Here is a 26115-nt window from a genome sequence, read left to right on the forward strand (position 1 = left end):
TGGAGGGGGATAATGAATTTTGTATACCTTATTTTAACGAATCGCTATTTTTTATGGCTTTTATTGCTTGTGAATATCGCTGGCACGATTTATGGATATATTTGGTATGGTTATCAATTATCCGAAACCCCAACAATCTTCATTCCGTTTGTACCCGATAGCCCGACAGCCAGTTTGTTCTTTTGCTTTGTTATATTTGCCTTCTTATTAAAAAAGAATTGGCCTATTTTTGAAGCACTTGCATTAACCACGCTTGTTAAGTATGGTGTTTGGGCGGTCGTCATGAATATTTTAACATTAAAGGTTACGGGAGATCTTCCATGGGAAGGCTATATGTTGATTGCTTCACATGCGGCGATGGCGGTTCAAGGCGTCCTCTACGGTGTTTTCTATAAGATGAAATGGTGGCATGTGGCAGTGGCAGCGGTCTGGACCTTACATAATGATGTGATTGATTACGTTTATGGTCAATATCCACAATATCCCGGTTTAGAGAATTATATACACCATATTGGATATTTTACATTTTGGTTAAGCATACTAACAATTGCAATCGCTTATTACTTTGCTTATCGATACAAACAAAATAGATCACTTACCATTTACTAAAATTTTGTGGTCAGGTCTATTCTTGTCCTTTTCATCATACAGATAACAGTAGTATGAGGAGGGACAAGTATGAAATATAAGGTCGTTATCCTTCTGTTTATTTGCACAGTCCTAATCGGTCATCTGCAAGTAGTAGCTGATTCACAACCGAAAATGAACGAATTAAATCAGCTGGCTGATGAAGCATTGCAATTGACAAAATTCGGGCGCTTTGAAGAAGCAAAAAACCTTCTGGAACAATTTGGAGATATTTTTGCAAAGGAAGGGATATCATCACAAACCTTTACAATGGACGAGTTACGTGTTGTAACAGCAGCCCATCATGAAGCATTACAAGCATTAATTAGCGTCACTTTAAGTCATGAAGAAAGAGTGAAACGGGTAACAGCATTTCGATTAGCGACAGATGCCATTACGTCCCAATATCAACCATTATGGTCTGGAATGGAAGATACCATTTTAGACGCTTTTCAAAATGTGAAAAATGCGGCTCTTGAAGGGGATACAGTCCTGTATAACCAAGAATTAAATGAATTTCTTGCAACATACTCAGTCATTCAGCCTAGTTTAAAACTCGATCTATCCGTTGAAGAAGTTACAAAGTTAGATTCTAAAATCGCCTATATTGACCGAAATCGTTCATCTTTCTCAGACCAAAAATGGTTAAAGCAATTAGACCAGCTTGAAAAGGATCTGAAAGAGTTATTTGCTGGGATTGATAAGGATGATACAGATCCTTCGATTTGGTGGGTGATCATGATGACGGGTGGGATTATTGTCACAACTTTATCCTATGTGAGCTGGAGACAATATAAAGGTCAAAAAAAGGTCAAAAAGAGAAAGGATCTAAATGATTGACCATTTTTGTCCTATGTAATAAAATAAAGGTAATACAATATGATATGGAGGATGTCAGAGGATGTCAATAGGACCATATTTGATTTATTTGGCCATTATTGTTTTGATACCACTTTGGGCGCAATTGAAAGTCAAAAGCACCTATTCACGATATGAAAAAATACCAACCTCGGCGGGGATGAGCGGGGCAGAAGTAGCGAGAAGAATCTTGGATGCGAACGGTCTCTCGAATGTGTCAGTCGTAGAAACAAAAGGGGTTTTAAGTGACCACTATAATCCGATGACGAAAACCGTTCACCTTTCCACAGCAAACTATCGTAAACATTCTGTCGCCGGTGCGGCCGTCGCTGCACACGAAGTAGGACATGCTATTCAAGATAAAGAAGGGTATGCCGCATTGCGCTTTCGCCATGCGTTAGTACCCGTAGCCAATATAAGTTCTAATATGGCTTGGTTTTTCCTTATCATTGGAATGATTTTCTCAACCGTGTTATCCAATTTAATGCTTGTAGGAATTATTCTGCTGGCAGTCGGTGTTCTCTTTCAAATTGTGACATTACCAGTGGAATTTAATGCTTCCTCAAGAGCGATGAATCAAATCGTTACTTTAGGGATCATTAGCAATGAAGAGGAACGAGATGCGCGGAAGGTTTTAAATGCAGCTGCGATGACCTATGTTGCTGCCGCTGCCGTTGCGGTTCTTGAGTTATTGCGTATGATTTTAATCTTTACCAATATTTCAAGAGACTAGTGATTCTAAAAAACCCGGTTAACCGGGTTTTTTTATTGCAGGAAGAGAGCATAAAAATTGGCTGATGTTTGGACCTAGTTCCCGCGTTTTAGCCCGAGAGACTCGCAAGATGCGAGTCTCTCGGCGTCGCGACAGGACGTCGCGCTTTTAGCCGTTCTTCCTATTTAAAGGCGCTTGCGCTTCTTAATGAAGAATTTGCTGAAATACTGGAAATGAGAAAAAAAGAGGGGTTCCAAGATGTTAAAAGATTATCAAACAACGCTAGAAGAATATTGTAAAAACAATAAAGATCGGGCAAGATTGCTTATTAAATGTCCAGATCAACCAGGCATTGTTGCCGCAGTGTCCACTTTCTTACAGAGCTTTGAGGCAAATATTTTGGATTCCAGTCAATATTCTGAAGATCCGGAAGGTGGCAATTTTTTTATTCGCATGGAATTTGATTGCCCGGGATTACCCGAAAAGAAATCCCAGTTAGAACCAGGCTTTGCCGAGATTGCTGATAAGTTTAAAATGAATTATGAATTTCGTTATGTGAGCTCTCTTAAAAAGACGGCTATTTTTGTATCAAAGCAAACACATTGTTTAATGGAATTATTATGGGAATGGCAGAACGGAGAGTTAATGATGGATATCTCCTGCATCATTAGTAATTATGATGATTCTCGTGAATTGGTTGAATCCCTTGGAATCCCTTTTTATTATATTCCTGCAAATAAAGAAATTAGGAATGAAGTAGAGACAAAACAGCTAAAACTTTTGAAGGAACATGGAATTGAATTAATTATTTTAGCAAGATATATGCAAATTTTAACACCAAAATTTGTCTCTAACTATCCGGAACAGATTATCAATATTCATCATTCCTTTCTTCCAGCTTTTGTTGGGGCAAGACCTTATGAAAGAGCCTATGCCCGTGGAGTGAAATTAATCGGGGCCACTTCCCATTATGTAACCAATGATCTGGATGAAGGACCGATTATTGAACAAGGAGTAGAACGGGTCAATCATCGCGATCAAGTAAAAGATTTGAAAAATATTGGGAAAAATATTGAGAGAAGTGTACTTGCTCGTGCTGTGAAATGGCATTTACAAGACCGTGTGATTGTATCAGGAAACAAAACCATTGTCTTTTCCTAATCGCCTTGGAAGAAGCTATTCCAGAGCCTCCTTTTGAAATAGCTTCTTTTCCTTTTAAACATCAATAGGCCGTTTATTTTCATCTAAAGTAAACCCTTCTCCCATTACGTCATGAACAGTGGTAACAGAGACAAATGCAACAGGGTCAATCGTGTTTACAATCTTTTTCAGATGAACGATTTCATTCCGGGCCACAACACAATAAAGAATTTCTTTATCAAGCTTTGTAAATGAGCCATAACCTCTAAGAACCGTTACACCACGTCCCATTCGCATTAAGATTTCGTTTGCGATTTTATCATGGTGATTTTCGGAAATGATGAAAACTCCTTTGGCAGCATAGGAGCCTTCTTGAATAAAATCAATCACCCGTGCTGCTACAAAAACAGCTACTAGTGTGTACATCGCTTGGATGTGATTTAAGTATGTTAATAGGGAGACTGTAATGACGAGCGCATCAAAGAGAAACATCGTTCGTCCCATACTATATCCCTTATATTTAAGAAAGAGGCGGGCAATAATATCCACTCCTCCCGTTGTGCCACCAAAACGAAAAATAATCCCTAAACCAATTCCAATAAAAACACCAGCAAATAAGGATGCTAAAAACAGATCATTGTTTAATGGGACATTGAAATGGAATCTTTGGAAAATAAACAAAAAGATCGAGACCGCTACTGTGCCAATCACCGTATAAATAAATGTTTTCGGTCCAAGAAGTCGCCAACCAACAAAGAAAACAGGGATATTCAACACAAGATTTGAGATAGACGGATCAATGTTGAAAACAAAATAGAGAAGAAGAGTAATCCCGGTAAATCCACCTTCAGCTAAATTATTTTGCATATTAAAATGAACTAGACCAAAGGAAAAAATAGCCGCTCCCACTAATATACACAATACATTTTTAATTTTTATCCCAAACACCTTATCCGCCCCCAAGCATCAAAATTGAAGTCTCTTCCTATCTTATGTAAGCTCATCTATTATAAACATTTTTATCCTTCTCATGCAAAAGATTCCATTTTAAGTAGGCACCCATTCCAGTTCAAGAGCAGATTTTAGTTAGTAATATTTGTATAAAAAAATAGAATTCGATAATATAAAGTGGATTGGTTCATCCTATCATTAAAAAGGAACAAAGGCTGGTTGAGATGATGAGTAAACAAAAAACGATTCAAGAGTTGCAAAAAGACGTAGATGAGTATATTGGTCAATTTAAGGAAGGCTATTTTAGTCCTTTGGCTTTAACCGCCCGATTAACGGAAGAATTGGGTGAACTAGCACGAGAGATTAATCATTATTACGGAGAAAAACCGAAAAAAACTTCAGAAGAAGAAAAAACAATCGAAGAGGAACTCGGAGATTTATTGTTTGTGCTAATTTGTATGGCGAATTCTTTAGATATTGATTTACAAACGGCACATGATCGTGTCTTGAATAAATTTAATACAAGAGATAAGAATAGATGGACAAAAATAGAGGGGGAAGGAAAATGACGGAACGGATTAAGATCGTGATTGCAGGTCCACGTGGACGAATGGGACAAGAGGCTGTCAAACTGGTTGAAAATACGGAGAATTTTCAATTGGTTGCTGTTGTAGACCGGCAACATAATGGGATGAAACTAGCCGATATCTTAGAAACAACCCAGTCACAGGCAAAGGTTTACACAGATATGGAGGATTGCTTCCAAAATGAACAAGCGGATGTGCTGATTGATTTAACCACACCTGAAACAGGGTATGTACATACCAAAACGGCTTTAACGTACGGGGTTAGACCGGTTGTAGGAACTACTGGCTTTTCAAAGGAAGAACTGCAAGAATTAAGGAATTTGGCAGAAGAGAAGGAACTTGGCTGCATTATTGCTCCAAATTTTGCGATAGGCGCTATTTTAATGATGAAATTTTCGCAAATGGCTGCAAAATACTTTCCAGATACGGAAATCATTGAAATGCATCACGATCAGAAATTAGATGCACCATCAGGAACAGCGGTAAAAACAGCAGAAATGATCAAAGAAAATCGTGCCCACCATCAACAAGGGCATGAAGATGAAAAAGAAACATTACAAGGTGCCAGAGGCGCGGATTATGACGGGATGCGGATTCATAGTGTTCGTCTTCCAGGTCTTGTCGCTCACCAACAAGTTTTATTTGGCGCAGAAGGACAAACCTTAACCCTTCGTCATGATTCCTTTAACCGTGCTTCTTTTATGTCAGGTGTCAAAATCTCCGTTGAAACGATCATGTCCTTAGATTCATTAGTTTATGGGTTGGAACATATTCTGGTGTAAGGATGTAAGAAGATAGAAACTTTGAACAGAAAAAAGGGGTTATATATATGTATGATCAAGGTGTAGATATCCTTGCTTTCGGTGCTCATGCTGACGATGTAGAGATTGGAATGGGAGGATCTTTAGCGAAGTGGGCAACGGAAGGAAAAGAGGTCATTATTTGTGATTTAACCGAGGCAGAACTTTCGTCAAACGGGGATGTTGTAACAAGAAGGGAAGAGGCGCAAAAGTCGGCAGAAATCCTGGGTGTAAGAGAAAGACTAAATCTTTCCTTTCCTGATCGCGGGTTAGCTATAGTGGATGAGCATATCCGTGAAATGGTCAGAGTAATCCGAGAATATAAACCAAGAGTAATTTTTGCTCCTTTTCATAAAGATCGCCATCCCGATCATGGGCATTGTTCACAGCTTGTCACAGAAGCCTTTTTTTCGTCAGGGATTAGAAAATACCAAGTTTCTGGAGGGATTCCTACCCATAAGCCCGCGTACTTATATCACTATATGATTAACGGTTTTACAACTCCGACATTTTTAGTCAATATAACGAATTATATCGATCAAAAAGTGAGGGCTCTTCAAGCGTATGAATCACAATTTTTTATCAATCAAAATAGGGTCCATACTCCACTAACGGAAGGCTATATTGAAACGGTTACGGCAAGAGAAAGGTTGTTTGGCAAAGAAGTAGGGGTTTCCTTTGCTGAAGGATTTATTTCAAATAAACCGTTATTATTACATAATGATCTTTTTGGTGAAGAAATATGAAAAAATTGAAAATTGGTATTACTTGTTACCCGACTGTAGGGGGATCAGGCGTTATTGCAACGGAGCTTGGACAGTTATTGGCAGAGAAAGGGCATGAAATTCATTTTATTACTTCAAATGTTCCTTTTCGCCTAAATGTGTTGCATCCTAATATTTTCTTTCACCAAGTATCCGTCAATCAATATTCTGTCTTTCATTATCCGCCCTACGATATTGCGCTGGCGAGTAAAATGGCTGAGGTGATTCGAAGGGAAAACCTTGACCTTCTACATGTTCACTATGCTATTCCACATGCTGTTTGTGCGATATTAGCAAAACAAATGGTTGATAAAGATGTTAAAATCGTCACGACTCTGCATGGAACAGATATTTCCATTCTTGGTTATGATCCGACATTGGTTGAAGCTATAAAATTTGGAATCGAAAAATCAGATGCTGTCACAGCGGTGTCTCATGCCTTGAAAAAAGAGACAAATGAAATTATTGCTCCTCAGAAAGAGCTGAATGTGATCCATAATTTTATTGATGAAAGAGTTTATCAGAAGGTGAATGCAGAACACTTGAAAAAAGCATATGGCATTCTTCCACATGAAAAGGTATTGATTCATGTTTCTAATTTCCGGCCAGTGAAAAGAGTAGATGATGTTGTTTCAGTATTTGCCAAAATTGCCGAAGAGATTCCTGCAAAGCTCTTACTGATCGGGGATGGACCGGAAAAATTAAAACTATGTCGGTTAACAAAAGAATTAGATATTGAAGACAAAGTATTATTTTTAGGAAAACAAGATCATTTAGAAGAATTATATTCGGTTAGTGACCTCATGCTGCTGTTGTCAGAGAAAGAAAGTTTCGGGCTAGTGGCTTTAGAGGCGATGTCCTGTGGCATCCCTTGCATAGGCACCAATATCGGTGGTATTCCGGAGGTCGTGGAGGATGGTGTAAATGGTTTCCTATGTGAATTAGGAGATTTGGAAGCCATGCGTGATAAAGCCATCACGCTTCTCACCAACCCTACTCTATACAAGAGGTTTTCGGAAAATGCATTAGTGACGCCTGAAAAATATTTCCATTCCCATATGATTGTTGAGCAGTATGAACAGTTATACGAATCTCTTAGCCAAAAGTAGGATAAGGAGTTTGTTTATGAACAAGGTATTCCTCTTAGCAAAACCAATTATTCATCAATTAAAAGCCGCTGGCTATGAAGCATACTATGTTGGGGGCGCGGTAAGAGATTATATACTTAAAAGAGACATTCATGATGTGGATATTGCGACTTCTGCCACTCCTGCAGAAGTGAAAGCCATTTTCCCAAAGACCGTTGATGTGGGGATTGAACATGGAACGATTTTGGTGATCCTTGAAGGGCGTGGTTATGAAGTAACGACTTTTCGTGCGGACACCAATTATGTGGATTTTCGTAGACCTGAAACCGTCACTTTTATTCGCTCTTTGGAGGAAGATTTACAACGACGAGACTTTACGATCAATGCGATGGCAATGGATGAAGAAGGGAAGATTATTGATCCATTCCATGGGCAGGAAGCGATTCAAAATAAACAGATTAAAACCGTAGGCTCCCCAGCAGAACGCTTTGGAGAAGATGCTTTACGGCTAATGAGGGCGGTCCGTTTCGTAAGCCAGCTTGGATTTGAGCTTGATGCAACAACGGAACAGGCTTTAATCAAACATGCACCTCTGCTTCAGCATATCGCCATTGAAAGAATCTATGCGGAAATGGAGAAGCTGCTTACAGGTAAATATAAAAAACTCGCTTTACAACTTGCTAGAAATACGCAGTTATTTCATTTTTGGCCTTCGATTTTCAATAAGGAATGGATCCTTGACCAGGTGTTAGACATGGCCATTCAGCGGTTAAACGGATCGGAATTATGGTTGTTAGGTTTGTACTTAGAAGCTGATGAAGATCCTCAAAATCAACTAAAAAAATGGAAACTGCCAGCAAAGGAAATCAAGAAACTTATCCGGGCCTTATCATTTTTAAAGTGGCGGGTAAAAAATAATTGGACAACAATTCAACTTTATCGAGCTGGTAGTGAGATTGCGACCATGGTAGAAAAATTAGTTTGTGTTTTGCATCATCAAGAACCTGAAGCAAATATCGCCAAAATCAAGAAGGAATTTGCAGATTTTCCCATATTACATCGTTCTCAATTGGTGATATCAGGAAACGATATATTACAATGGATTAAAAAATCGCCTGGTTCATGGATGGGCGACCTATTTGATGATCTTGAAATGGCCATTCTTAATAAAGAGATTCCCAATCAGCGCGAGATGATCAGGAAGTGGGTAGAAACATGGAAAAATCCATCAAAAGACAAATGATTGAGGCATTGGCGCAAGCGCAGGGCCAATTTTTGTCAGGGCAGCGACTTGCTGATTTAATTGGGTGTTCAAGAACAGCGATTTGGAAGCATATAGAGGAACTGAGAAAAACTGGGATTAAAATTGAAGCTGTAAGAAAAAAGGGTTATCGTCTTATTCATTTACCAGATGGGCTGACTGAAAATGAAATTTTATATGGGCTTGAAACAAAAGTGTTAGGTCAACATATCATTCACTTGGAAACAACAGAATCCACTCAACTCATTGCTCATCAAGAAGCAGCGAAAGGCGCACCAGAAGGTACAATTGTGATATCAGAAGAACAAACAAGAGGAAAAGGAAGAATGGCACGAGAATGGCATTCCGCTAAAGGAAAAGGAATTTGGATGAGTTTGATTATACGCCCCGTCTTGCCATTAGAAAAAGCACCGCAATTTACACTGATTGCAGCCATTGCTGTCGCTCGTGCGATCGAGGATGTCACAGGGCTAGAACCGGAAATCAAATGGCCTAATGATCTCCTGCTTAATGGGAAGAAAATGACAGGCATCTTAACAGAATTGCAAGGAGAAGCAGATCAAATTAATTACTTAGTAATTGGAATTGGGATGAATGTGAACCAAGCAAAGGATCATTTTCCTAAAGCATTACAAAATAAGTCGACATCTTTATTGATTGAGACAGGGAAAGAGATACATAGAAAAACGCTCGTTCAACGTATATTAAAGAATTTCGAGAAATACTATGCGATCTACATAGAAAAGGGTTTTACACCGTTAAAAATAATATGGGAAGATTACGCAATCAGCATTGGAAAGACGGTCACAGCCCAGACAAAGGGAGAAAGTATAACCGGCATTGCGGAAGGCATTACAGATGAAGGGGTTCTTATGGTTCGCGATCAAAATGGGAAACTTCATTTTATTTACTCAGCAGATCTTCATATCCATTTATAGAGGATGTTCAAGAGTCCAATTTGAACATGCTTTTCTAGTCAGCAGAATGAAATTTTGTTATAATTTACTCGGGCAGTATCTAAGTGAACTGCACCTAGATGGAAATATTTAGTATGTCTGGATCTAGCTCCAGCGCCTAGCCCCTCGAGGTCAAATAACCTGAGCCAATAAAAGTCAAAACCGGACTTTTCTTGTCTCAGAACATTTGCTTGTAGGAGGCCCGCAGGAAGTGGGTCAAAACGGCGTTGCGACAGGACGTCGCGCCCTTAGCCGTTTTTCCTATTCCAAGGCGCTTGCGCTTTTCTTATCTGCCTTGATCCATTTAGTGACTGGGACAGAGGACCTGAAATGATGAATGAGAGATAAAGGAGTCCTTCTGCCTATTTGCAGAGGACTTTTTTGTTAACAGAAATGAAATCACAATGATTTTACATCTCACTTCATGACAGTATCCTCGACAAAAAAACGAGGAGGAAACAAAATGAAGAAAACGACAGATTTTCAGCGTATGAAACAAGCAGGAGAAAAAATTGCTATGGTGACTGCCTATGATTTTCCACAAGGAAAGCTAGCGGAAAAAGCAGAAGTAGATTTGGTCCTTGTTGGGGATTCACTAGGAATGGTCGTCCTGGGATATGATTCTACGGTACCTGTTACGTTAAGTGATATGGTTCATCACACGAAAGCTGTTAAAAGGGGAGCAAAGAATACCTTTATTGTAGCGGATTTACCTTTTATGACATTCCATGTAGGCAAAGCAGAAGCATTGAAATCAGCCGCCGCATTAATGCAAGAGGGGGGAGCCCATGCTGTTAAAATTGAAGGAGGCGGCGAGGTGATTGAAACGATTCATGCTTTGACAACTGCGGGAGTACCTGTTATGGGGCATTTAGGACTTACTCCGCAAACAGCCGGTGTTTTAGGCGGATTCAAAGTACAAGGAAAGACAGCAGATGCGGCATCCTTGTTGGTAGAAGAAGCCAAAAAATGTGAGGAAGCTGGGGCATTTGCCCTTGTGCTTGAGTGTATCCCACAACAATTAGGACGACTCGTGACGGAAAGTATCTCGATCCCAACGATTGGGATTGGAGCGGGGAATGGAACAGATGGCCAAGTACTTGTTTTCCACGATTTAGTCAATTTTGGGGTTGAACGTGTGCCAAAATTTGTCAAACAATATAGTGATGTGAATCAAGTTCTTGAGAAAGGTCTTTCTGAATACGTAAACGATGTGAAACAAGGTGAATTTCCAACGGGAAAACATTCATTTACAATGAAAGAAAATGAACTTGAGTTATTGTATGGGGGAAAGTAAAATGGACATTTTCACTTCGAAGATGGATTTGCAAAGGCATGTACAAGCATTGAAAAGTGTTGGAAAAACCATTGGATTTGTCCCAACGATGGGTTTTTTACATGAGGGTCATTTGAAATTAGTGGAACGCTCTGTCGCTGAAAACGATATAACAATTATGAGTATTTTTGTCAATCCATTACAGTTTGGTCCTAATGAGGACTATGATGCCTATCCGAGAAATCCTGATAAAGATCAAGTGCTTGCCAAGCAAGCAGGCGTTGATGTGTTATTTATGCCAGATTCTTCTGACATGTATGACCAAGAACATGCCTTTCATATCCATGTGTTGCAACGGACAGATCGGCTTTGTGGGAAAAGTAGACCCGGACATTTTGATGGGGTTGTGACCATTTTGATGAAGTTATTCCATATTGTTGGTCCTAATCGAGTCTATTTTGGTTTGAAAGACGCCCAGCAAATATCAGTGGTTGATTCTCTCATCAATTATTTTGATTTTCCAATTGAACTAGTAGCCGTTGAAACGGTAAGGGAACAAGATGGCTTGGCACGTAGTTCAAGAAATGTCTATTTAACAAACTTAGAGCGAAAAGAAGCTCCTTATCTATATAAAGCATTAAAAATGGGGGAGCAGCAGATTTTGCAGGGAGAAAGAAATGTCGAAAGAATCACACAGATGATCCATGAGTATATAGAAAAAAATACGAGTGGGAAAATCGATTATATTGAGCTCCTTAGCTTTCCAGAATTACGCTCTTTATCAAGTATTCAAGGAAAAGTTATTTTAGCGATAGCCGTCCAGTTCACAAGAGCTCGATTGATCGATAACACTATTCTTACAGTTGGGAATTGAGGAGGGAACGGTTATGTTCCGTACAATGATGAACGGAAAAATCCACAGGGCAACCGTTACGGAAGCGAATCTAAATTATGTTGGCAGTATTACCATTGATCGCGATATCTTAGATGCTGTGGGTATGGTGGCCAATGAAAAAGTACAAATTGTGAATAATCATAATGGAGCCCGTTTCGAAACGTATATTATTGAAGGGGAAAAAGGTTCTGGAGTTATTTGTGTCAATGGAGCCGCTGCGCGCCTCGTGCAGCCAGGTGATATTATTATTATCATTTCTTATGCATTGATTCCAGCAGAAGAACTATTATCCCATCAACCTAAAATTGCGATCATGACACCGGATAATCAAATCAAAGAATTAATCAATCATGAACCTGAATCCACCTTTTGTTCATCACTTGGTGAATCAACGAACCAGTCCTATTAAGGGGCTGGTTTTTTTCCATGCCTGCAAAGTTATGATACAATGGTCGAGAGTCTTTTTTGAAAAAAGGTGAGATCAGGATGTCACAGAAATATGTTGTTGTTGATTTGGAAACAACAGGAAATATGTGGGAAAAGGGAGATCGTATCATTCAATTATCGGCCGTCGTGATTCAACGCTCAAAGATTATCGAGCAGTATACGACTTTTATCAATCCCGGGATTCCCATTCCCCCTTTTATTGCCGAACTAACAGGAATAGAAGATAAAATGGTAGCGGGTGCTCCTAAATTTTTTGAAATTGCGGGGAAAATGGAAACGTTACTTTGTGATGCGGTTTTTGTTGCTCATAATGTTTTATTTGATTTAGGGTTTTTACGTAAGGAAATGGAAGAAGCGGGATATTCCAATATTGTTTCAAATGCAATCGATACGGTGGAATTAACCAAGATTTTAATGCCTGGGTCCCCAAGCTATAAATTATCAGAGCTTTCCGATGCATTGGGTTTCGATCATGATCATCCCCATCAAGCCGATAGTGATGCATTAGTAACAGCAGAATTATTTTTAATGTTAATGGAAAAAGCAAAACAATTACCTGTTGTCACTTTAGAAAAATTGACTGAAATGGCTTTTTATTTAAAAAGTGATATTGCGGCATTATTTCATAAACTTTTAGTTGAACAAAAGACAAAGGTAGAAAATCTAGCGGAAGATTTAGAAGTTTACCGAGGTATCGCACTGAAGAAAAAAAGCATACCGGTAAAAAGTCAGGATGGAACAGCCGCTCCATATCCCTTCTCGAAAGACGAGAAAATTCAATTGCTAACGTCCTATATCAAGGGATTTCAGACAAGAGATATGCAGTTTGATATGATGGATACAATTTATGAAGCTTTTGAACATCATAAGCATGCGGTGATTGAAGCAGGAACTGGAACAGGAAAGTCATTAGCTTACTTGATCCCTGCTCTTTATGTTGCTGTCGAAAAGCAAGAGCCAATTGTCATTAGTACATACACAACCCAAATGCAAGAGCAAATTTTAAATAATGAAATCGCAAAATTAGCTAAGATTGTCCCTTTCCCTGTTCAAGCTGCGATTGTGAAAGGGAGAAATCATTATATTAATTTATTGAAATTTGAACAGACTTTACGCGAGCAAGAGTATCATTATGATACCGTACTTACGAAGATGCAACTATTAGTTTGGCTTACATTTACGGAAACTGGAGATTTGGATGAACTTAATTTTTCCAGTGCGGGACATTTGTTCAAATATAGAATCCAACATGACGGATGGTTTATGGGGAAGGAAAAAGATGCTTGGGTTTCAAGGGACTTTTATTTATATGCACGTGAAAGGGCGCTACATTCAAACATTATTATTACCAATCATTCCATGTTGCTTTTGGATACAGATAAAGAGATTCTTCCTGATTATCAATATGTCATTATTGATGAAGCCCATCATCTTGAGAAAACAGCAAGAAGAGGTTTCGGAAAAAAATTAGAGTATAATTTGCTGAAATTTTGGATTGGCCGATTAGGAACAATGGAAAAGGATCTTTTCTTAAAGAATTTAGATTTGCTTATCAAAAAGAAAAAACTTTCACCGACCATTCTGTCTTTGGAAGTAGATGAGGCGATCCAGCAAATGGAGGAAGAGCTGGATGTTTTATATGTTCAATTAAGTAAACTATTGGTTATTTCGAAGCAAAACAAATCTTCGCAAGCAAAAAAAGAGTTTTTGCGTATTACGGAGGAAATAAAGGGGAAATCAAGTTGGCAATCAATTGTCATGTGCGCGGAGCGGGTTTATGACCGACATCAATGGATAAAAAAAGGTTTGGAAGAGCGACTTTCATTAGTGAAAAACAATAAGGAGAAATTAGTCGCGAGTGAGCGGGCTTTTATGGAGGAAATGAGTAGTTTTATCAAGGAATGGACAGGACTAGGCGAGCGGATAAAAAATATATTTATGTCGTCATCAGACGGAAATATTTTATGGTTGGAGGGAGATATCAAGGCACTTCCTAATAGTATCACGATTCGAATAGAGCCTACGGAAATAGGTCCGCTTCTAACAACTACATTTTTTCAGCAAAAAAAATCGGTCATCATGACATCTGCAACTTTATCCATCCAAGGGTCATTTCATTATTTCTTATATGAAATGGGGCTTTCTGATACAGAAGTCATCCAAAAGATCTATCCTTCTCCATTTGCATTTGAAAAAATGGCAAAGCTACTTATACCAACGGATTTACCGGAAATTCGTGGAAAAGCTACAGACGAATATATTGAAGCCATCACTGGTCACTTATTAGCGATAGCGGAGGAGACAAATGGAAGGATGTTAATTCTATTCACATCCTATGAGATGTTAAGAAAAACATACTATTTGGTCAAGGATACTGGTAGTTTGGCGGACTTTGCCATCTTAGCGCAAGGAATCACAGCCGGAAGTAGATCACGGCTAATTAAAAATTTTCAACAATTTAATAAGGCGATCCTTTTTGGAACGAGTAGTTTTTGGGAAGGTGTAGACATACCGGGAAAAAGCCTTTCATGTCTTATTATTGTAAGACTTCCTTTTGCACCGCCAGACGAACCTGTCACAGAAGCCAAATATGAAAGATTAAAGGAAAAAGGAATTAACCCATTTACTGCTTATGCCCTGCCCGAAGCCGTTATCCGATTTAAACAAGGGTTTGGCAGGCTCATAAGGGGTGAAAAGGACCGCGGGGTTGTGCTTGTCTTTGATAAGCGTTTAGATACAGCTTCCTATGGTCAAGCTTTTCTAAAATCCATCCCCAAAATCCCAATCGAACGAGGCTCGCTCAATGTTTTACTGGATGAGATTAAAAAGTGGCTTGAAGTGTGAGTTCAAAAAGGAGGATAAAAAGGACCAAGAAGTTCGAGGCGGTGCAGCTTTGAGCAGCGGAATGTATGCTTTTAAATACATGAGCAGCGGAAAAGCAAGCCAACGAAGAAATTCGCTTATGTCTTTTTACCGGACTTTTTGAACATCCTTGAATGAGGCTGCAGAAACTGCAGCCCCGATAGGTGTGGGCTAAAATTTATTTTTAAGCGCAAAATCCATCATTTTTCAACATAATTCCTGTTATAATGATGGAAGAGACATTGCTTACCTTGTAGTATGACCATTTCAATAGGTGATATGATGACAATTTTTGTGAGCAGTGATAGTGTAAAGGAGAAATACAAAGGAATGATGGTTGTGAGAGGGATCAAATGAAAAAATGGATTTTAATCGTATTATTGTGTATGACCCTTTTAACCTTAACGGTCTTTATTTACGTATATCAATCCGCTCGTGCACCGCTAAAGGATATGGAAGCATATGCGGTCGAAAGAGCCAAAGACGAAGCTAAACTTACAAAGATGGATGAGTTTTATCTATACAATGGTACTGAAACTTATTATGTCGTTGTAGGGGAAAAAGATCCCGGGGAAAAGCTTGCTGTCTGGATTCCTGAAGATAAAAAGGGAAAATTAATTGAAAAAAAATTATCAGAAGGCATATCTAAGCAAGATGCGGTCGCAAAATTAAAACAAGAAGAAAAACCACAGAAAATAATGGGAATTAGGCTTGGAATGGAAAAGAATTTACCACTTTGGGAAATATCATATCTAGATGAGCATTCAAAACTGAATTATTATTATATCCATTTTGATACTGGAAAATGGTGGCGAAAAATTGAAAATTTATAGTAGAGAGAGGAATTAAGATGACAATTCAATTGGCGAATCGTGTAGAAACACTTACTCCATCCACAACTTTAGCTATTACCGCAAAGGCGAAAGAGCTTAAGGCCCAAGGGCTGAATGTCATTGGCCTTGGAGCAGGGGAACCCGATTTTAATACACCTGTCAATATTATTGAAGCAGCTTACCGTTCCATGAAAGAAGGAAAGACAAAATACACACCAGCAGGTGGATTGCCAGAATTAAAAAAGGCCATTATCACGAAATTAAAAAAGGATCAGGGACTTGAATATGATCCAGCGGAAATGATTGTGGGGAATGGGGCAAAGCATATTTTATACACTTTATTTCAAGTGTTATTAAATAATGGTGATGAAGTTATTATTCCAACTCCTTACTGGGTCAGTTATCCTGAACAAGTGAAATTAGCAGGGGGAGAACCTGTTTTCGTAACGGGAAAAGAGGAGCAAGATTTTAAAATTACGCCTGAACAATTGGAAAAGGCGATTACATCCAAAACGAAGGCATTTATTCTAAATTCACCAAGTAATCCAACTGGGATGCTTTACACGAAGGAAGAATTGGCTGAACTAGGAAAAATTTGCTTAGAACATCAAGTTTTGATTGTTTCCGATGAAATATATGAAAAATTAATCTATGGGGATCACCCTCATACTTCCGTTGCAGAGATTTCGCCGGAATTAAAAGAGATGACGATCCTAATTAATGGAGTATCGAAATCACATTCTATGACAGGTTGGAGAATTGGTTATGCAGCCGGACAGAAAAAAATCATTTCGGCCATGGCAGACCTTGCTAGCCATTCCACCTCCAATCCGACAACCACATCCCAATATGGGGCAATCGAGGCTTATAATGGCCCACAAACGGCTGTAGAAACGATGAGAAAAGCTTTTGAAGAACGACTTAATCATATTTATCCTAAACTGATTGCCATTCCAGGAGTAAAATGTAAAAAACCTCAAGGTGCTTTTTATTTATTTCCAAACGTGAAGGAAACAGCTGCACTAGCTGGGTATGAAACAGTCGACCAGTTTGTTGAGGGCTTATTAGAAGAAGCGCTTGTGGCAGTCGTACCGGGTTCTGGGTTTGGAGCACCTGATAATATCCGGCTATCTTATGCGACATCATTGGAAAATTTGGAGGAAGCAATCAAAAGAATCCATACCTTTGTTGAAAATAAAATGAAGTAATGGAAAATCTAAATAAAGGCATTTACGACTTTTGAAAGGACGACTAGTATGAAAGTAACGATATCCGAAGTAGGTAAATATGTGGGACAAGAAGTAACGATTGGGGCATGGTTGGATAATAAGCGATCAAGCGGCAAAATTGCCTTCCTGCAACTACGTGATGGAACAGGCTTTATCCAAGGGGTGATTGTGAAAAGTGAAGTAGAAGAAACCATTTTTCAAAAGGCTAAATCTTTATCACAGGAAACATCTCTTTTTGTGACAGGGATTGTACAGGAGGATAGCCGTTCATCATTTGGGTATGAACTATCCGTTTCAAATCTAGAAGTGATTCGTGAAGCAACTGATTATCCAATCACTCCGAAAAAACATGGTACTGAATTTTTAATGGATCATCGTCATTTGTGGCTGCGTTCTCGCAGGCAGCATGCCGTGATGAAAATTAGAAATGAAATTATCCAAGCTACCTATGAATTCTTTCAATCACAAGGATTTGTGAAAATTGATCCACCGATTTTAACGGGGAGTGCCCCGGAAGGAACAACAGAACTTTTTCATACGAAGTATTTTGATGAAGAAGCCTTCTTGTCCCAAAGTGGTCAACTCTATATGGAAGCTGCGGCTATGGCATTAGGGAAGGTATTTTCCTTCGGTCCTACCTTTCGGGCAGAAAAATCAAAAACCCGCCGGCATTTGATTGAATTTTGGATGATAGAACCGGAAATGGCTTTTTATCAATTTGAAGATAGCTTAAAGGTGCAAGAGGAGTATGTTGCTTTTATCGTTCAGTCTGTGTTGAAGAATTGTTCTTTAGAACTAGAAAGACTCGGCAGAGACACGACTCAATTGGAAAAAGTAGTGGCTCCATTTCCACGAATCACTTATGATGAAGCCATTCAGTTTTTACATGAACAGGGCTTTGATGATATTGAATGGGGAGCTGACTTTGGAGCACCTCATGAGACTGCTATTGCCGATCATTTCGATCAGCCTGTCTTTATTACGCACTATCCGACAAAAATTAAACCATTCTACATGCAACCCGATCCTGAAAGAGAGGATGTTGTTCTTTGTGCAGATATGATTGCTCCTGAAGGGTATGGGGAGATTATCGGGGGATCTGAACGAATTCACGATATTGAATTAATGAAAAAAAGAATAGAAGAGCATCATTTGCCCCTTGAGGCGTATGAATGGTATTTGGATATTTCCCGGTTCGGAGCTGTACCTCATTCAGGATTTGGTCTTGGTTTGGAACGAACGGTAGCCTGGATTTCTGGTGTGGAACATGTTCGGGAGACGATTCCATTTCCACGTTTATTAAATCGGCTATATCCATAAGAATCAAAGGCTAAAACCGCCACATCCTGTTGACCTGATAGGAAACCATCCTGCTCGTTTATAAGGCATCAAGATAAAGAAAGAGACTATCCACGTTATCCACGAAGGGGTTAGTCTCTTTTCACTAATGTGGAAATCAAATTCCCTAGAATACATAAGAAGCGAGGTGTCATAAAATGGACAAAGACATAATGGTATCCTGGATTGAAGCCGGCATGATTCAAATTCCTGCATTACTAATCAGTAAATATCGGGATTTAGGGTTGGATGAGAAAGAACTCGCTTTAATTCTGCAAATTATCTCATTTAAGGAGAAGGGAAACGAGTTCCCCACTCCCAAACAGATCGCTGAAAGAATGACCATTTCCGATGATGATTGTTCCTCCATTTTACGTACACTTGTTCAACATGAAATGCTAAAAATTGAACAGCAAAGTCAAAAAGGAGTGGGTTTTGAAACATACTCCCTTTCACCTTTATGGTACAAGCTGGCTGAAGAAATGATGAAAGAAAAAAAGCAAGGAAAGCTGCAAAATGTATTACAAGAGGAACAAGATCTGTACACAATTTTTGAAAAAGAATTCGGTCGTCCGCTTTCCCCAATGGAATGTGAATCCTTAGCGATGTGGATCGATCAAGATGGCCAAGAACCAGCACTGATCAAGGCAGCCTTAAGAGAAGCTGTCATGTCTAGTACACTAAGCTTTCGTTACATTGATCGTATTTTATTTGAATGGAAGAAAAATGGCGTACAGACAGTCGAGCAAGCAAAAATTCATAGTTTAAAATATAGAAAAAAAACGAAAGCCAGCCAATCAACACATTCCACTTCAAAAACAATGCCTGTTTATAATTGGCTTGAGCAATAAGGTGATGAAATGTTAAATAAACAACAAATACGTTTTTGCTTGGATGAGATGGGAAAGATGTTTCCTCATGCCCATTGTGAACTTACTCATTCAAACCCTTTTGAACTCATTATTGCCGTTTCCTTATCCGCACAATGTACAGATGCATTGGTCAATCGAGTGACAGAACAGTTATTCAAAAAATATAAAAGGCCAGAAGATTATTTAGCTGTTCCTTTGGAAGAACTGCAAGAGGATATTCGTTCGATTGGTTTATTCCGAAATAAAGCGAAAAATATCCAAAAGCTATGTCAAATGCTGCTGGATGAGTATGGTGGAGAAGTGCCCACTACTCGCGATGAATTGATTAAATTACCTGGCGTCGGCAGGAAAACAGCGAATGTGGTTTTATCCGTTGCGTTCGGAATTCCAGCGATTGCCGTTGATACGCATGTAGAAAGGGTGAGTAAGCGCCTTGCTTTTTGCCGCTGGAAGGATAATGTGTTGGAAGTGGAAAAAACATTAATGCGTAAAGTGCCGGAGAACGAGTGGTCGATCACTCATCATCGCATGATCTTCTTTGGTCGCTATCATTGTAAATCACAAAACCCGCAATGCCCCATTTGTCCACTGAACGAAATTTGCAGAGAGGGAAAAAAGCGATTAAGAAAAAGGGTTTGAATCTTATAAAAAGTGCCAGTCATCTTTTCCGTATAGGGGGAGATGACTGGCACTTTGTCTTTAGATAGTTTCGTTTGTTGTTCAATAGGATTTAGCTCTAGGTACCATTGGCTCGAGGCCAAATGTTCTGAGCTAATGAAAGGCAAAGCATGCCTTCCTTTTTCTCAGAACATTTGCTTGTGGACGATTAGGACGATTATGGACGCCTTGCGTTTTTCATAATATTATGGTGCTAGTGAAGCATCTTCTTCAGGGGGTGTTTCATTATCAGGCGGCTGTTCATTTGAAACACCCTCATCTTTATGTTCTTCATCTGGTTGATTCTGATCCTTATCCTTATCCTTATCCTTATCCTTATCCTTATCCTTATCCTTATTGTCATTGGCTGGATCTTCATTATCTTTATTATTATCCTGATCCTCTGGCTTATTCCCATTGTCTTCGTTGTGATCTTTCTTTTGTTCGTCCTCCTTTTTATTGCCTTTGTCTTCTTCCCCCTGGTCTGGATCCTCTTGTTCATTATCCGGTGGGGTGACCTCTTCGTCCTCCTTCTTCTCTTCGTCCTCTTGTTTAGGAACGGTGACACTAGCCGTACCGGCAGAACTCGTTTGACCGGCAACTGTTGCTACAATTTCTATCGTATAGGTCACGCCAGGATCTACATTCTGCAGGACATATTTTTGGTCCTTCATCTTTCCAATTGATGTTTTATTTCCGTCATTTGTTTTAAGCGAAACAGCAAATTCCAGCTCTTTATTGCCGAGATCTGGGTGTTTCCAAGTAAACTCAATTTGATTGGAATCCTCAAGATATTTTCCATTGACAGAAGGTGTGTCCAGTTTATCAAAGCTGGTGGACGTTTCTTTTGGTTCTGTTCCAGCTACAAAGTATTCATAGACAATTTGACTTTCTGGTGTGTATTTACTTGGTTTCTTCGCTGGATTGGAGCCTTTTTCAACGGCTGCCTTGATAACGCTCTTGGGCATCTTGAAATCAGGAGTGTCAATCCCTTCTGATACATGAGCCATTAAGTTTTTATATAGCTCTTTCGCAATTAGTTGATCACTTCCGGCCCGTAAAGGTTTTTTGCGATTTTCATATCCCGTCCATACAGCAATTGTATAGTTGGTTGTGTACCCCGCAAACCAAGCATCAGGGACATCCCCATCCCCTTCTTTCAGACCGTATTCTTTCATTTCTTTTGCGCTGTAATTGGTTGTACCGGTTTTACCGGCTGCAGGAAGACCTGGAATAATTGCACCAGCACCTGTTGCACCAGCTTTACTGGAGATAACATCTTTCAGCATACTCGTTATCATAAATGCCGTTGAATCTTTCATGGCCAGTTGAGGGGAAACTTTATTGACGATTTCTGTTTCCTTATCCTTCAGAATAATTTTCTTCACGGTATGTGGTTTGTTATACATGCCGTTATTTCCAAAGGTTGCATAGGCTCCCGCAAGTTTTAATGGAGAAATATCTCCAATGGCCCCGATCGCGGCTGATTCATTGTCAATTTTGTCATATTCCAATCCAACTTTGGATGCAAAATCGCGGACTTTATCATTTCCGACTGCTTGAAAGGCCTTAAGAGCTGGGATATTTCGTGATTTATATAGGGCTTCACGAATGGACATTTGGCCTTCGTACTTGTTATTCCAATTTCCAATCGGTTCGCCAGTATTATATTGATAAGGTTCGTCAACGATTTGCTCGTAAGTAGACCAATTTAAATATTCAATCGCAGGACCATAATCAAAGATTGGTTTAATCGTTGATCCCGTTTGGCGCTCTTTCAGTGTCGTCGCAAAATTTCTCCCACGTTTTACCTTTTTATAACGGTTCCCACCAATTGCACGAATTTCCCCTGTTTTTGTATCTTGAAGGACAAGACCAGCTTGCATGTCCTCATCCGGGAACTCGACATCTTCATTGTCAAAAAACAATTTTTCTGTATATTCCTGTGCATCCGGATCAAGGGTTGTATGGATCGTCAAACCGTCTGCATATACATTATAATCCCCCATTTCCTCCACTTCACGAATCACCTGATCAACAAATGAGTCATACTTATAAGGAGGTCCTTGATTTTCATCCTCTGGAATCAAGGTATCTGTAACAGATTTTTTCTGGGCGGCTTCCATTTCTTTCTTACTAATTTTTCCATGTTGATACATTAAAGACAAGACAACATTTTTTCTTTTATCTGCTTGATCAGGATGATCGTAGGGCTCATAGCGATTTGGAGATTGGGGGAGACCAGCTAATAAGGCCAGCTCCTGCAATTCCAAATCGTCTAATTTTTTACCAAAATAATATTCAGCGGCAGTGGCAATTCCGTGAACGCCCTTGCCATAATAAATTTTGTTCACATAAATTTCAAAAATTTGTTCTTTCGAATATTCCTTTTCCAATTTCATTGCTAACCATGCTTCCTGTGCCTTTCTCTTTAAGGTTTTATCTTCAGAAAGAAAAGATAATTTAACGACCTGTTGGGTGAGGGTAGAAGCACCTTCGGACCCAAAACCCCGAGTAATATTGGCTAAAACAGCTCCAGCAAGTCTTCTTAAATCAATTCCGCCATGTTTAAAGAAGCGAACATCTTCTGTAGCCAAGACGGCATCTCTTACCTCAGTAGGAATCTTGTCATACTCGACATAATCGCGATTTTCTGTACCAACGGTGGCAAACACGTCGCCATTTATATCAACTAAATCGGATGCAACAGGGTCAATTAAAAGCACATCATCTACGGGAGGGGCATCTTTTGCATAAATGGCAAATGTTGTACCTCCAGCAATAACACCAATAATGCCAAGGATTAAAATGGTTAAGAATAGAGTTTTAAAGATTTTTTTTGCTCGTTTAGGTTGTTTCTTTTTATTTAAAGGTTGTTTCTTTCTGCGTTCAACTCGGCTTTGATAATTTTCTGCCATATTGGAGTTTCCTCACTTTCAAAAATGTTAAAGAAGGTTAAGCTCTTGGATTTTTCGGATATAGTCAATTCTTGGATGCAATCCATAAGGAATCGGAAATCCGTGTTGAATGATTTCCTCCTTCTTGATTGATTTTCTTCCTCCTTCAATCATTCGTTCCCAATAATGGAATAAAACCTTCCCTTCGAGAAGAAAAATTTCATCTGTTCTGGCAAACCGTAAAATAACAAATGTGATCCCATTTTGTTCAACAATCTTTTTCATATGCTCGATTTGATGCTCATGAAAGTTTTTCAATGGAAAAGAGGTGGTACTCTTTGTCTCTTTTGCCTCGAAATCAATATATTTGCCATTGCACACCCCATTATAATCTGTTGTGGATGCTTGACGAAAATAGGCTTCTTTAATGACGGCTGTGCTTCTAGATTGATAATCTACGTTGACAATTTGGATGGGAGTCGGTTTTTTATGAATGACGGCAATATTATGGATTCGATAGTATTTATTCGTTTCATTCAGATCCTCCTCTAATGTCATTCCTCTATTACTATAAGAACTTTTAGTCGGTAATTGTTTTTTTACATTTTCAGTGCTACATTTCTCATGATATTTTCTTCCGTTTGGATAATGAAAAACCATTGATTGACACCTCTCTGTTCATTATATCATAGCTCTCCATATAGGAAGAATCTTACATATGGGAGTATAGCTTTTTTTTCGTCTTTTGTATATACGTTTGAAACTTAAAAAAGATACATGAAGTTCGGTTAAATGGACAGGTTAAAAAAGAAACATAAAATGTAAACAAGAAAGGATGAAAAATATGGCTAAAAACAAACAAAATGAAGATAAGAAGAGAATAAAAGATCAACCCAAAAAAGCGGGGGAGGGTAATCCAAAATTGAATGGACCCAATCGACCCTCAACCTGAATTGTTCTATCAATTGTCGAAAAATAGATAAAATGATATAGAATCCACTTTGTTTGACGAATCCATTCTAGTTTTGTCAACCGGGCAGGAGAAGTTAAAAAGACGGTGAAGTACTTTAAGCAAAAGGGTGAGAGGTGGAGGAAGCAATATGACGAAGCAAGAATTGTTAAGCCGGTTGGAGGCTATCCAAATGCAAATGAATGAAGTAGAACAAATGATCAAAGAAAAATCAATGTTGTCTGAAGAGAGAATCATCAATAGGAGTCATTTTGTAGGAGGAAATAAGCAAAAACAAACGATGATCAAACTGGATAATGAAAAGCTGGATCCGGATTTAGCGATCGCGAAATAATCAAATTGGTTTTTGTACGGAACTATTAGAATTCGTTTGTTTGCTTCAATACTTTAATAGCAGTAAAATGAAAAAGTAGCCATGTATATTAGCTACTTTTTCATTTTATATGAAATAGAAAGCGATCGGTGAAAATGGATAACAATACATTAATCGATTTAACCAGAAAATTATATACATATAACAAAGAAGCACATGAGACATATCTTCGCTGTAGAGAAAGTGGACAAAAAGGTGATTTTTTTCAAGAGGTGAAACCTTTTGCTGATCAAGTGAAGATCTGCTGTGATGAATGGGAACCACTGGCAGTGGATTGGTCATTAAAAGTGAAACCTAAAAATCTCCACCCTATGCAGATTCGAAATACGGCTGAAAATATTCAAATGGTTTCCATCCGTGCTTTTTTCCCTGAATCAAGCTTAAAGCGATTTATTAGCCATATTCAATCGATAGATTTCATTTTACAAAGAATGCTAGAGGAATTAGATGAAGAGTAGCACCATTCCACGTGACTGGGCATAAGGTGTAGGGAAGAAGGAGGGATAACATGCTGCCTTATCCACAACGATATTATAGAGATCCTTATCCTTACGGAAACCCTTATGCTCCGAATCTGCATCCCTCAAATTACCATCCAGGAGTTCAGTACGGCATGAATATACCTTTTGGAGTACCAGGGGGATCGCCTTATCCTAATCAGTCACAACCGTATATACCACTAAATCAACATAAAAGTTCCGGATATTTGTTCCAGAATCCTTTACAGCCTGAAGAGGAGTATCCGTATAATACTCATCCAAGTCAATATCCAAAGACTCATTCACCAATCAATCAACCCAAACCAACGACAGGACCGTTTCATTCATTGCTTCAATCCTTTAAGTCTCAAGATGGATCTTATGATTTTAATAAGATGGTGAATACAGCTGGGCAGCTTGTGAATGCCATTAATCAAGTTTCTGGAATGGCAAAAGGAATCGGAGGAATTTTCAAAGTTTAAAGAGGAATCGAATGTATCCCTTCGATTCCCTTTTTATGATTTCGAAAAAACAATAAAAGAGATTAGGCCCAGTACCTAACCTCCAATGGAAGCCATTCATCCAATTACCGAAGAAGCCACCTCAGCTTTGCTCATTCAATCGATAATCTTCTCCCTTTTTCTTTTGGAATTTTAATACTTAGAATACCATCTTTATATTGAGCAACGGCTTTATGCTGAATAATGGGTTTTGAAAGTGGGATTGTTCTTGTGGATTTGTTCCAAATTCCTTTTTTATGAAAGACCTGATTTTTTGTATCTTCCTTTGAATGAGTTTCTTGTTGTTTAACAGAAATAGTCACATATTGTGGTAAAATTTCTAATTCAATCTGATCTTTTTTCACACCTGGTAGTTGTGCCTTAATCTTGTATTCCTTTTCAGTTTCGGTAAAATCAACTGGAAAACCTCCAAATGGCTTCGCTTGTGTAAAAAAATCATCCATACTCTGCAAAAGTCCTTGGCTAGGTGAGTCTGTAAATAATCGATCCATCGCACGTACGAAACGATTAAACGGTTCACTAAAATGGTCCATATTATGTTGAGGCTTTTCCGCCAATTTTTTACACCTCCCATCTAGTCTGTTGTAGTGTATGAAAAAATAATGTAAAGAGTTCATATTTTAAAACATGTTTGTGCCCCGACCAATAGTGGGGAAATAACGATACGGAAATGCTTTGATCATTTCCCGGGCAAGCGCAGATTTCGACTAAACGGATAAATT

27 protein-coding genes are annotated in these 26115 nt (G+C 38.8%); 23 read left to right on the top strand and 4 right to left on the bottom strand.

Translation table 11 applies throughout. The annotated features are described in order from the left end of the window. The first annotated feature begins 12 nt into the window (after positions 1 to 12). The 4 genes from lhaT to purU all read left to right on the top strand — a co-directional run bounded on the left by lhaT (position 13) and on the right by purU (position 3358). The gene (gene lhaT, locus MUB24_RS00820) at positions 13 to 609 is read left to right on the top strand and encodes a lipoprotein heptaprenylglyceryl N-acetyltransferase LhaT (protein WP_244699928.1); all 597 of its coding nucleotides are present in this window, start codon (positions 13 to 15) and stop codon (positions 607 to 609) included. A 69-nt stretch (positions 610 to 678) separates the two neighbouring features. Continuing rightward, a complete protein-coding gene (gene ypjB / locus MUB24_RS00825) occupies positions 679 to 1467 on the top strand; it encodes a sporulation protein YpjB (protein WP_244699929.1) in 789 nt (262 codons plus the stop codon). A 61-nt stretch (positions 1468 to 1528) separates the two neighbouring features. Further along, complete coding sequence (locus tag MUB24_RS00830) at positions 1529 to 2218, top strand: zinc metallopeptidase (protein ID WP_244699932.1); 690 nt, start codon at positions 1529 to 1531, stop codon at positions 2216 to 2218. Positions 2219 to 2455: 237 nt separating this feature from the next. Next, the gene (purU, locus tag MUB24_RS00835) at positions 2456 to 3358 is read left to right on the top strand and encodes a formyltetrahydrofolate deformylase (RefSeq protein ID WP_244699935.1); all 903 of its coding nucleotides are present in this window, start codon (positions 2456 to 2458) and stop codon (positions 3356 to 3358) included. Positions 3359 to 3412: 54 nt separating this feature from the next. On the opposite strand, the gene MUB24_RS00840 is transcribed toward purU, so the two are convergent. Next, the gene (locus tag MUB24_RS00840) at positions 3413 to 4285 is read right to left on the bottom strand and encodes a YitT family protein (RefSeq protein WP_244699938.1); all 873 of its coding nucleotides are present in this window, start codon (positions 4283 to 4285) and stop codon (positions 3413 to 3415) included. Positions 4286 to 4515: 230 nt separating this feature from the next. Between MUB24_RS00840 and MUB24_RS00845 the strand changes: the two genes are divergently transcribed. From MUB24_RS00845 to nth, 16 genes are all read left to right on the top strand, one after another. Continuing rightward, positions 4516 to 4857, top strand: a complete 342-nt coding sequence (locus tag MUB24_RS00845; protein ID WP_244699941.1) for a nucleotide pyrophosphohydrolase — start codon at positions 4516 to 4518, stop codon at positions 4855 to 4857. Next, positions 4854 to 5657 (top strand): 4-hydroxy-tetrahydrodipicolinate reductase, encoded by an 804-nt coding sequence (dapB, locus tag MUB24_RS00850; protein WP_244699943.1) that lies wholly within the window; start codon positions 4854 to 4856, stop codon positions 5655 to 5657. Before MUB24_RS00845 ends, dapB begins: the two co-directional genes overlap by 4 nt. 47 nt (positions 5658 to 5704) lie before the next feature. Then, positions 5705 to 6421, top strand: coding sequence for a bacillithiol biosynthesis deacetylase BshB1 (gene bshB1 / locus MUB24_RS00855; protein WP_244699945.1), 717 nt, complete (start codon positions 5705 to 5707; stop codon positions 6419 to 6421). Next, on the top strand, positions 6418 to 7548 hold the full coding sequence (gene bshA / locus MUB24_RS00860) for an N-acetyl-alpha-D-glucosaminyl L-malate synthase BshA (RefSeq protein ID WP_244699947.1): 1131 nt from the start codon (positions 6418 to 6420) through the stop codon (positions 7546 to 7548). The genes bshB1 and bshA overlap by 4 nt, the downstream gene beginning before the upstream one ends. Positions 7549 to 7564: 16 nt before the next feature. Next, the gene (locus MUB24_RS00865) at positions 7565 to 8770 is read left to right on the top strand and encodes a CCA tRNA nucleotidyltransferase (RefSeq protein ID WP_244699949.1); all 1206 of its coding nucleotides are present in this window, start codon (positions 7565 to 7567) and stop codon (positions 8768 to 8770) included. Further along, the gene (locus tag MUB24_RS00870; protein ID WP_244699951.1) at positions 8743 to 9726 is read left to right on the top strand and encodes a biotin--[acetyl-CoA-carboxylase] ligase; all 984 of its coding nucleotides are present in this window, start codon (positions 8743 to 8745) and stop codon (positions 9724 to 9726) included. Before MUB24_RS00865 ends, MUB24_RS00870 begins: the two co-directional genes overlap by 28 nt. Positions 9727 to 9955: 229 nt before the next feature. Then, positions 9956 to 10078 carry a hypothetical protein gene (locus MUB24_RS23140; RefSeq protein ID WP_280516816.1) on the top strand — a complete coding sequence of 41 codons (123 nt, stop codon included), beginning with the start codon at positions 9956 to 9958 and terminating at the stop codon, positions 10076 to 10078. Positions 10079 to 10207: 129 nt separating this feature from the next. After that, positions 10208 to 11041, top strand: coding sequence for a 3-methyl-2-oxobutanoate hydroxymethyltransferase (gene panB, locus MUB24_RS00875; protein ID WP_244699953.1), 834 nt, complete (start codon positions 10208 to 10210; stop codon positions 11039 to 11041). A 1-nt stretch (position 11042) separates the two neighbouring features. Continuing rightward, positions 11043 to 11894 (top strand): pantoate--beta-alanine ligase, encoded by an 852-nt coding sequence (gene panC / locus MUB24_RS00880; RefSeq protein ID WP_280516817.1) that lies wholly within the window; start codon positions 11043 to 11045, stop codon positions 11892 to 11894. 13 nt (positions 11895 to 11907) lie between these two features. Continuing rightward, positions 11908 to 12324, top strand: a complete 417-nt coding sequence (gene panD / locus MUB24_RS00885; RefSeq protein ID WP_244699955.1) for an aspartate 1-decarboxylase — start codon at positions 11908 to 11910, stop codon at positions 12322 to 12324. Positions 12325 to 12401: 77 nt separating this feature from the next. Beyond that, positions 12402 to 15206: an ATP-dependent DNA helicase DinG gene (dinG, locus tag MUB24_RS00890; protein WP_244699958.1), complete on the top strand. Its 2805-nt coding sequence runs from the start codon at positions 12402 to 12404 to the stop codon at positions 15204 to 15206. Positions 15207 to 15577: 371 nt separating this feature from the next. Next, complete coding sequence (locus tag MUB24_RS00895) at positions 15578 to 16057, top strand: cell wall elongation regulator TseB-like domain-containing protein (RefSeq protein WP_244699961.1); 480 nt, start codon at positions 15578 to 15580, stop codon at positions 16055 to 16057. 17 nt (positions 16058 to 16074) lie between these two features. After that, on the top strand, positions 16075 to 17265 hold the full coding sequence (locus tag MUB24_RS00900) for a pyridoxal phosphate-dependent aminotransferase (protein WP_280516818.1): 1191 nt from the start codon (positions 16075 to 16077) through the stop codon (positions 17263 to 17265). Between the two features lie 48 nt (positions 17266 to 17313). Further along, the gene (gene asnS / locus MUB24_RS00905; protein WP_244699964.1) at positions 17314 to 18606 is read left to right on the top strand and encodes an asparagine--tRNA ligase; all 1293 of its coding nucleotides are present in this window, start codon (positions 17314 to 17316) and stop codon (positions 18604 to 18606) included. A 176-nt stretch (positions 18607 to 18782) separates the two neighbouring features. Continuing rightward, positions 18783 to 19475 (top strand): DnaD domain-containing protein, encoded by a 693-nt coding sequence (locus tag MUB24_RS00910; RefSeq protein ID WP_244699967.1) that lies wholly within the window; start codon positions 18783 to 18785, stop codon positions 19473 to 19475. Positions 19476 to 19484: 9 nt separating this feature from the next. Further along, positions 19485 to 20135 (top strand): endonuclease III, encoded by a 651-nt coding sequence (nth, locus tag MUB24_RS00915; RefSeq protein WP_244699970.1) that lies wholly within the window; start codon positions 19485 to 19487, stop codon positions 20133 to 20135. A 224-nt stretch (positions 20136 to 20359) separates the two neighbouring features. Here the strand turns inward: nth and MUB24_RS00920 are convergent, their stop codons facing one another. Continuing rightward, entirely contained in the window at positions 20360 to 23071 is a 2712-nt protein-coding gene (locus MUB24_RS00920; protein ID WP_244699972.1) for a transglycosylase domain-containing protein, read from the bottom strand. A 27-nt stretch (positions 23072 to 23098) separates the two neighbouring features. Further along, complete coding sequence (gene recU / locus MUB24_RS00925; RefSeq protein ID WP_244699973.1) at positions 23099 to 23710, bottom strand: Holliday junction resolvase RecU; 612 nt, start codon at positions 23708 to 23710, stop codon at positions 23099 to 23101. A gap of 440 nt (positions 23711 to 24150) precedes the next feature. On the opposite strand from recU, the gene MUB24_RS00930 reads away from it, so the two are divergent. The 3 genes from MUB24_RS00930 (at position 24151) to MUB24_RS00940 (ending at position 25354) form a co-directional block, all read left to right on the top strand. Then, positions 24151 to 24354: a hypothetical protein gene (locus MUB24_RS00930; RefSeq protein ID WP_244699975.1), complete on the top strand. Its 204-nt coding sequence runs from the start codon at positions 24151 to 24153 to the stop codon at positions 24352 to 24354. Positions 24355 to 24488: 134 nt separating this feature from the next. Beyond that, a complete protein-coding gene (locus MUB24_RS00935) occupies positions 24489 to 24851 on the top strand; it encodes a YppE family protein (protein WP_244700516.1) in 363 nt (120 codons plus the stop codon). Positions 24852 to 24901: 50 nt separating this feature from the next. After that, the gene (locus tag MUB24_RS00940; protein ID WP_244699977.1) at positions 24902 to 25354 is read left to right on the top strand and encodes a YppG family protein; all 453 of its coding nucleotides are present in this window, start codon (positions 24902 to 24904) and stop codon (positions 25352 to 25354) included. A 131-nt stretch (positions 25355 to 25485) separates the two neighbouring features. Here the strand turns inward: MUB24_RS00940 and MUB24_RS00945 are convergent, their stop codons facing one another. Further along, positions 25486 to 25950 (bottom strand): Hsp20/alpha crystallin family protein, encoded by a 465-nt coding sequence (locus MUB24_RS00945; RefSeq protein WP_244699979.1) that lies wholly within the window; start codon positions 25948 to 25950, stop codon positions 25486 to 25488. Between the last annotated feature and the right edge of the window lie 165 nt (positions 25951 to 26115).

It is taken from the genome of Lederbergia sp. NSJ-179 (assembly GCF_022867885.1).
Lineage (GTDB): Bacteria > Bacillota > Bacilli > Bacillales > Bacillaceae_C > Lederbergia.

Coding starts and splice junctions, on each gene's coding strand:
- lhaT (WP_244699928.1), top strand. CDS start 13: ATGAATTTTGTATACCTTATTTTAACGAATCGCTATTTTTTATGGCTT.
- ypjB (WP_244699929.1), top strand. CDS start 679: ATGAAATATAAGGTCGTTATCCTTCTGTTTATTTGCACAGTCCTAATC.
- MUB24_RS00830 (WP_244699932.1), top strand. CDS start 1,529: ATGTCAATAGGACCATATTTGATTTATTTGGCCATTATTGTTTTGATA.
- purU (WP_244699935.1), top strand. CDS start 2,456: ATGTTAAAAGATTATCAAACAACGCTAGAAGAATATTGTAAAAACAAT.
- MUB24_RS00845 (WP_244699941.1), top strand. CDS start 4,516: ATGAGTAAACAAAAAACGATTCAAGAGTTGCAAAAAGACGTAGATGAG.
- dapB (WP_244699943.1), top strand. CDS start 4,854: ATGACGGAACGGATTAAGATCGTGATTGCAGGTCCACGTGGACGAATG.
- bshB1 (WP_244699945.1), top strand. CDS start 5,705: ATGTATGATCAAGGTGTAGATATCCTTGCTTTCGGTGCTCATGCTGAC.
- bshA (WP_244699947.1), top strand. CDS start 6,418: ATGAAAAAATTGAAAATTGGTATTACTTGTTACCCGACTGTAGGGGGA.
- MUB24_RS00865 (WP_244699949.1), top strand. CDS start 7,565: ATGAACAAGGTATTCCTCTTAGCAAAACCAATTATTCATCAATTAAAA.
- MUB24_RS00870 (WP_244699951.1), top strand. CDS start 8,743: ATGGAAAAATCCATCAAAAGACAAATGATTGAGGCATTGGCGCAAGCG.
- panB (WP_244699953.1), top strand. CDS start 10,208: ATGAAGAAAACGACAGATTTTCAGCGTATGAAACAAGCAGGAGAAAAA.
- panC (WP_280516817.1), top strand. CDS start 11,043: ATGGACATTTTCACTTCGAAGATGGATTTGCAAAGGCATGTACAAGCA.
- panD (WP_244699955.1), top strand. CDS start 11,908: ATGTTCCGTACAATGATGAACGGAAAAATCCACAGGGCAACCGTTACG.
- dinG (WP_244699958.1), top strand. CDS start 12,402: ATGTCACAGAAATATGTTGTTGTTGATTTGGAAACAACAGGAAATATG.
- MUB24_RS00895 (WP_244699961.1), top strand. CDS start 15,578: ATGAAAAAATGGATTTTAATCGTATTATTGTGTATGACCCTTTTAACC.
- MUB24_RS00900 (WP_280516818.1), top strand. CDS start 16,075: ATGACAATTCAATTGGCGAATCGTGTAGAAACACTTACTCCATCCACA.
- asnS (WP_244699964.1), top strand. CDS start 17,314: ATGAAAGTAACGATATCCGAAGTAGGTAAATATGTGGGACAAGAAGTA.
- MUB24_RS00910 (WP_244699967.1), top strand. CDS start 18,783: ATGGACAAAGACATAATGGTATCCTGGATTGAAGCCGGCATGATTCAA.
- nth (WP_244699970.1), top strand. CDS start 19,485: ATGTTAAATAAACAACAAATACGTTTTTGCTTGGATGAGATGGGAAAG.
- MUB24_RS00920 (WP_244699972.1), bottom strand. CDS start 23,071: ATGGCAGAAAATTATCAAAGCCGAGTTGAACGCAGAAAGAAACAACCT.
- recU (WP_244699973.1), bottom strand. CDS start 23,710: ATGGTTTTTCATTATCCAAACGGAAGAAAATATCATGAGAAATGTAGC.
- MUB24_RS00930 (WP_244699975.1), top strand. CDS start 24,151: ATGACGAAGCAAGAATTGTTAAGCCGGTTGGAGGCTATCCAAATGCAA.
- MUB24_RS00935 (WP_244700516.1), top strand. CDS start 24,489: ATGGATAACAATACATTAATCGATTTAACCAGAAAATTATATACATAT.
- MUB24_RS00940 (WP_244699977.1), top strand. CDS start 24,902: ATGCTGCCTTATCCACAACGATATTATAGAGATCCTTATCCTTACGGA.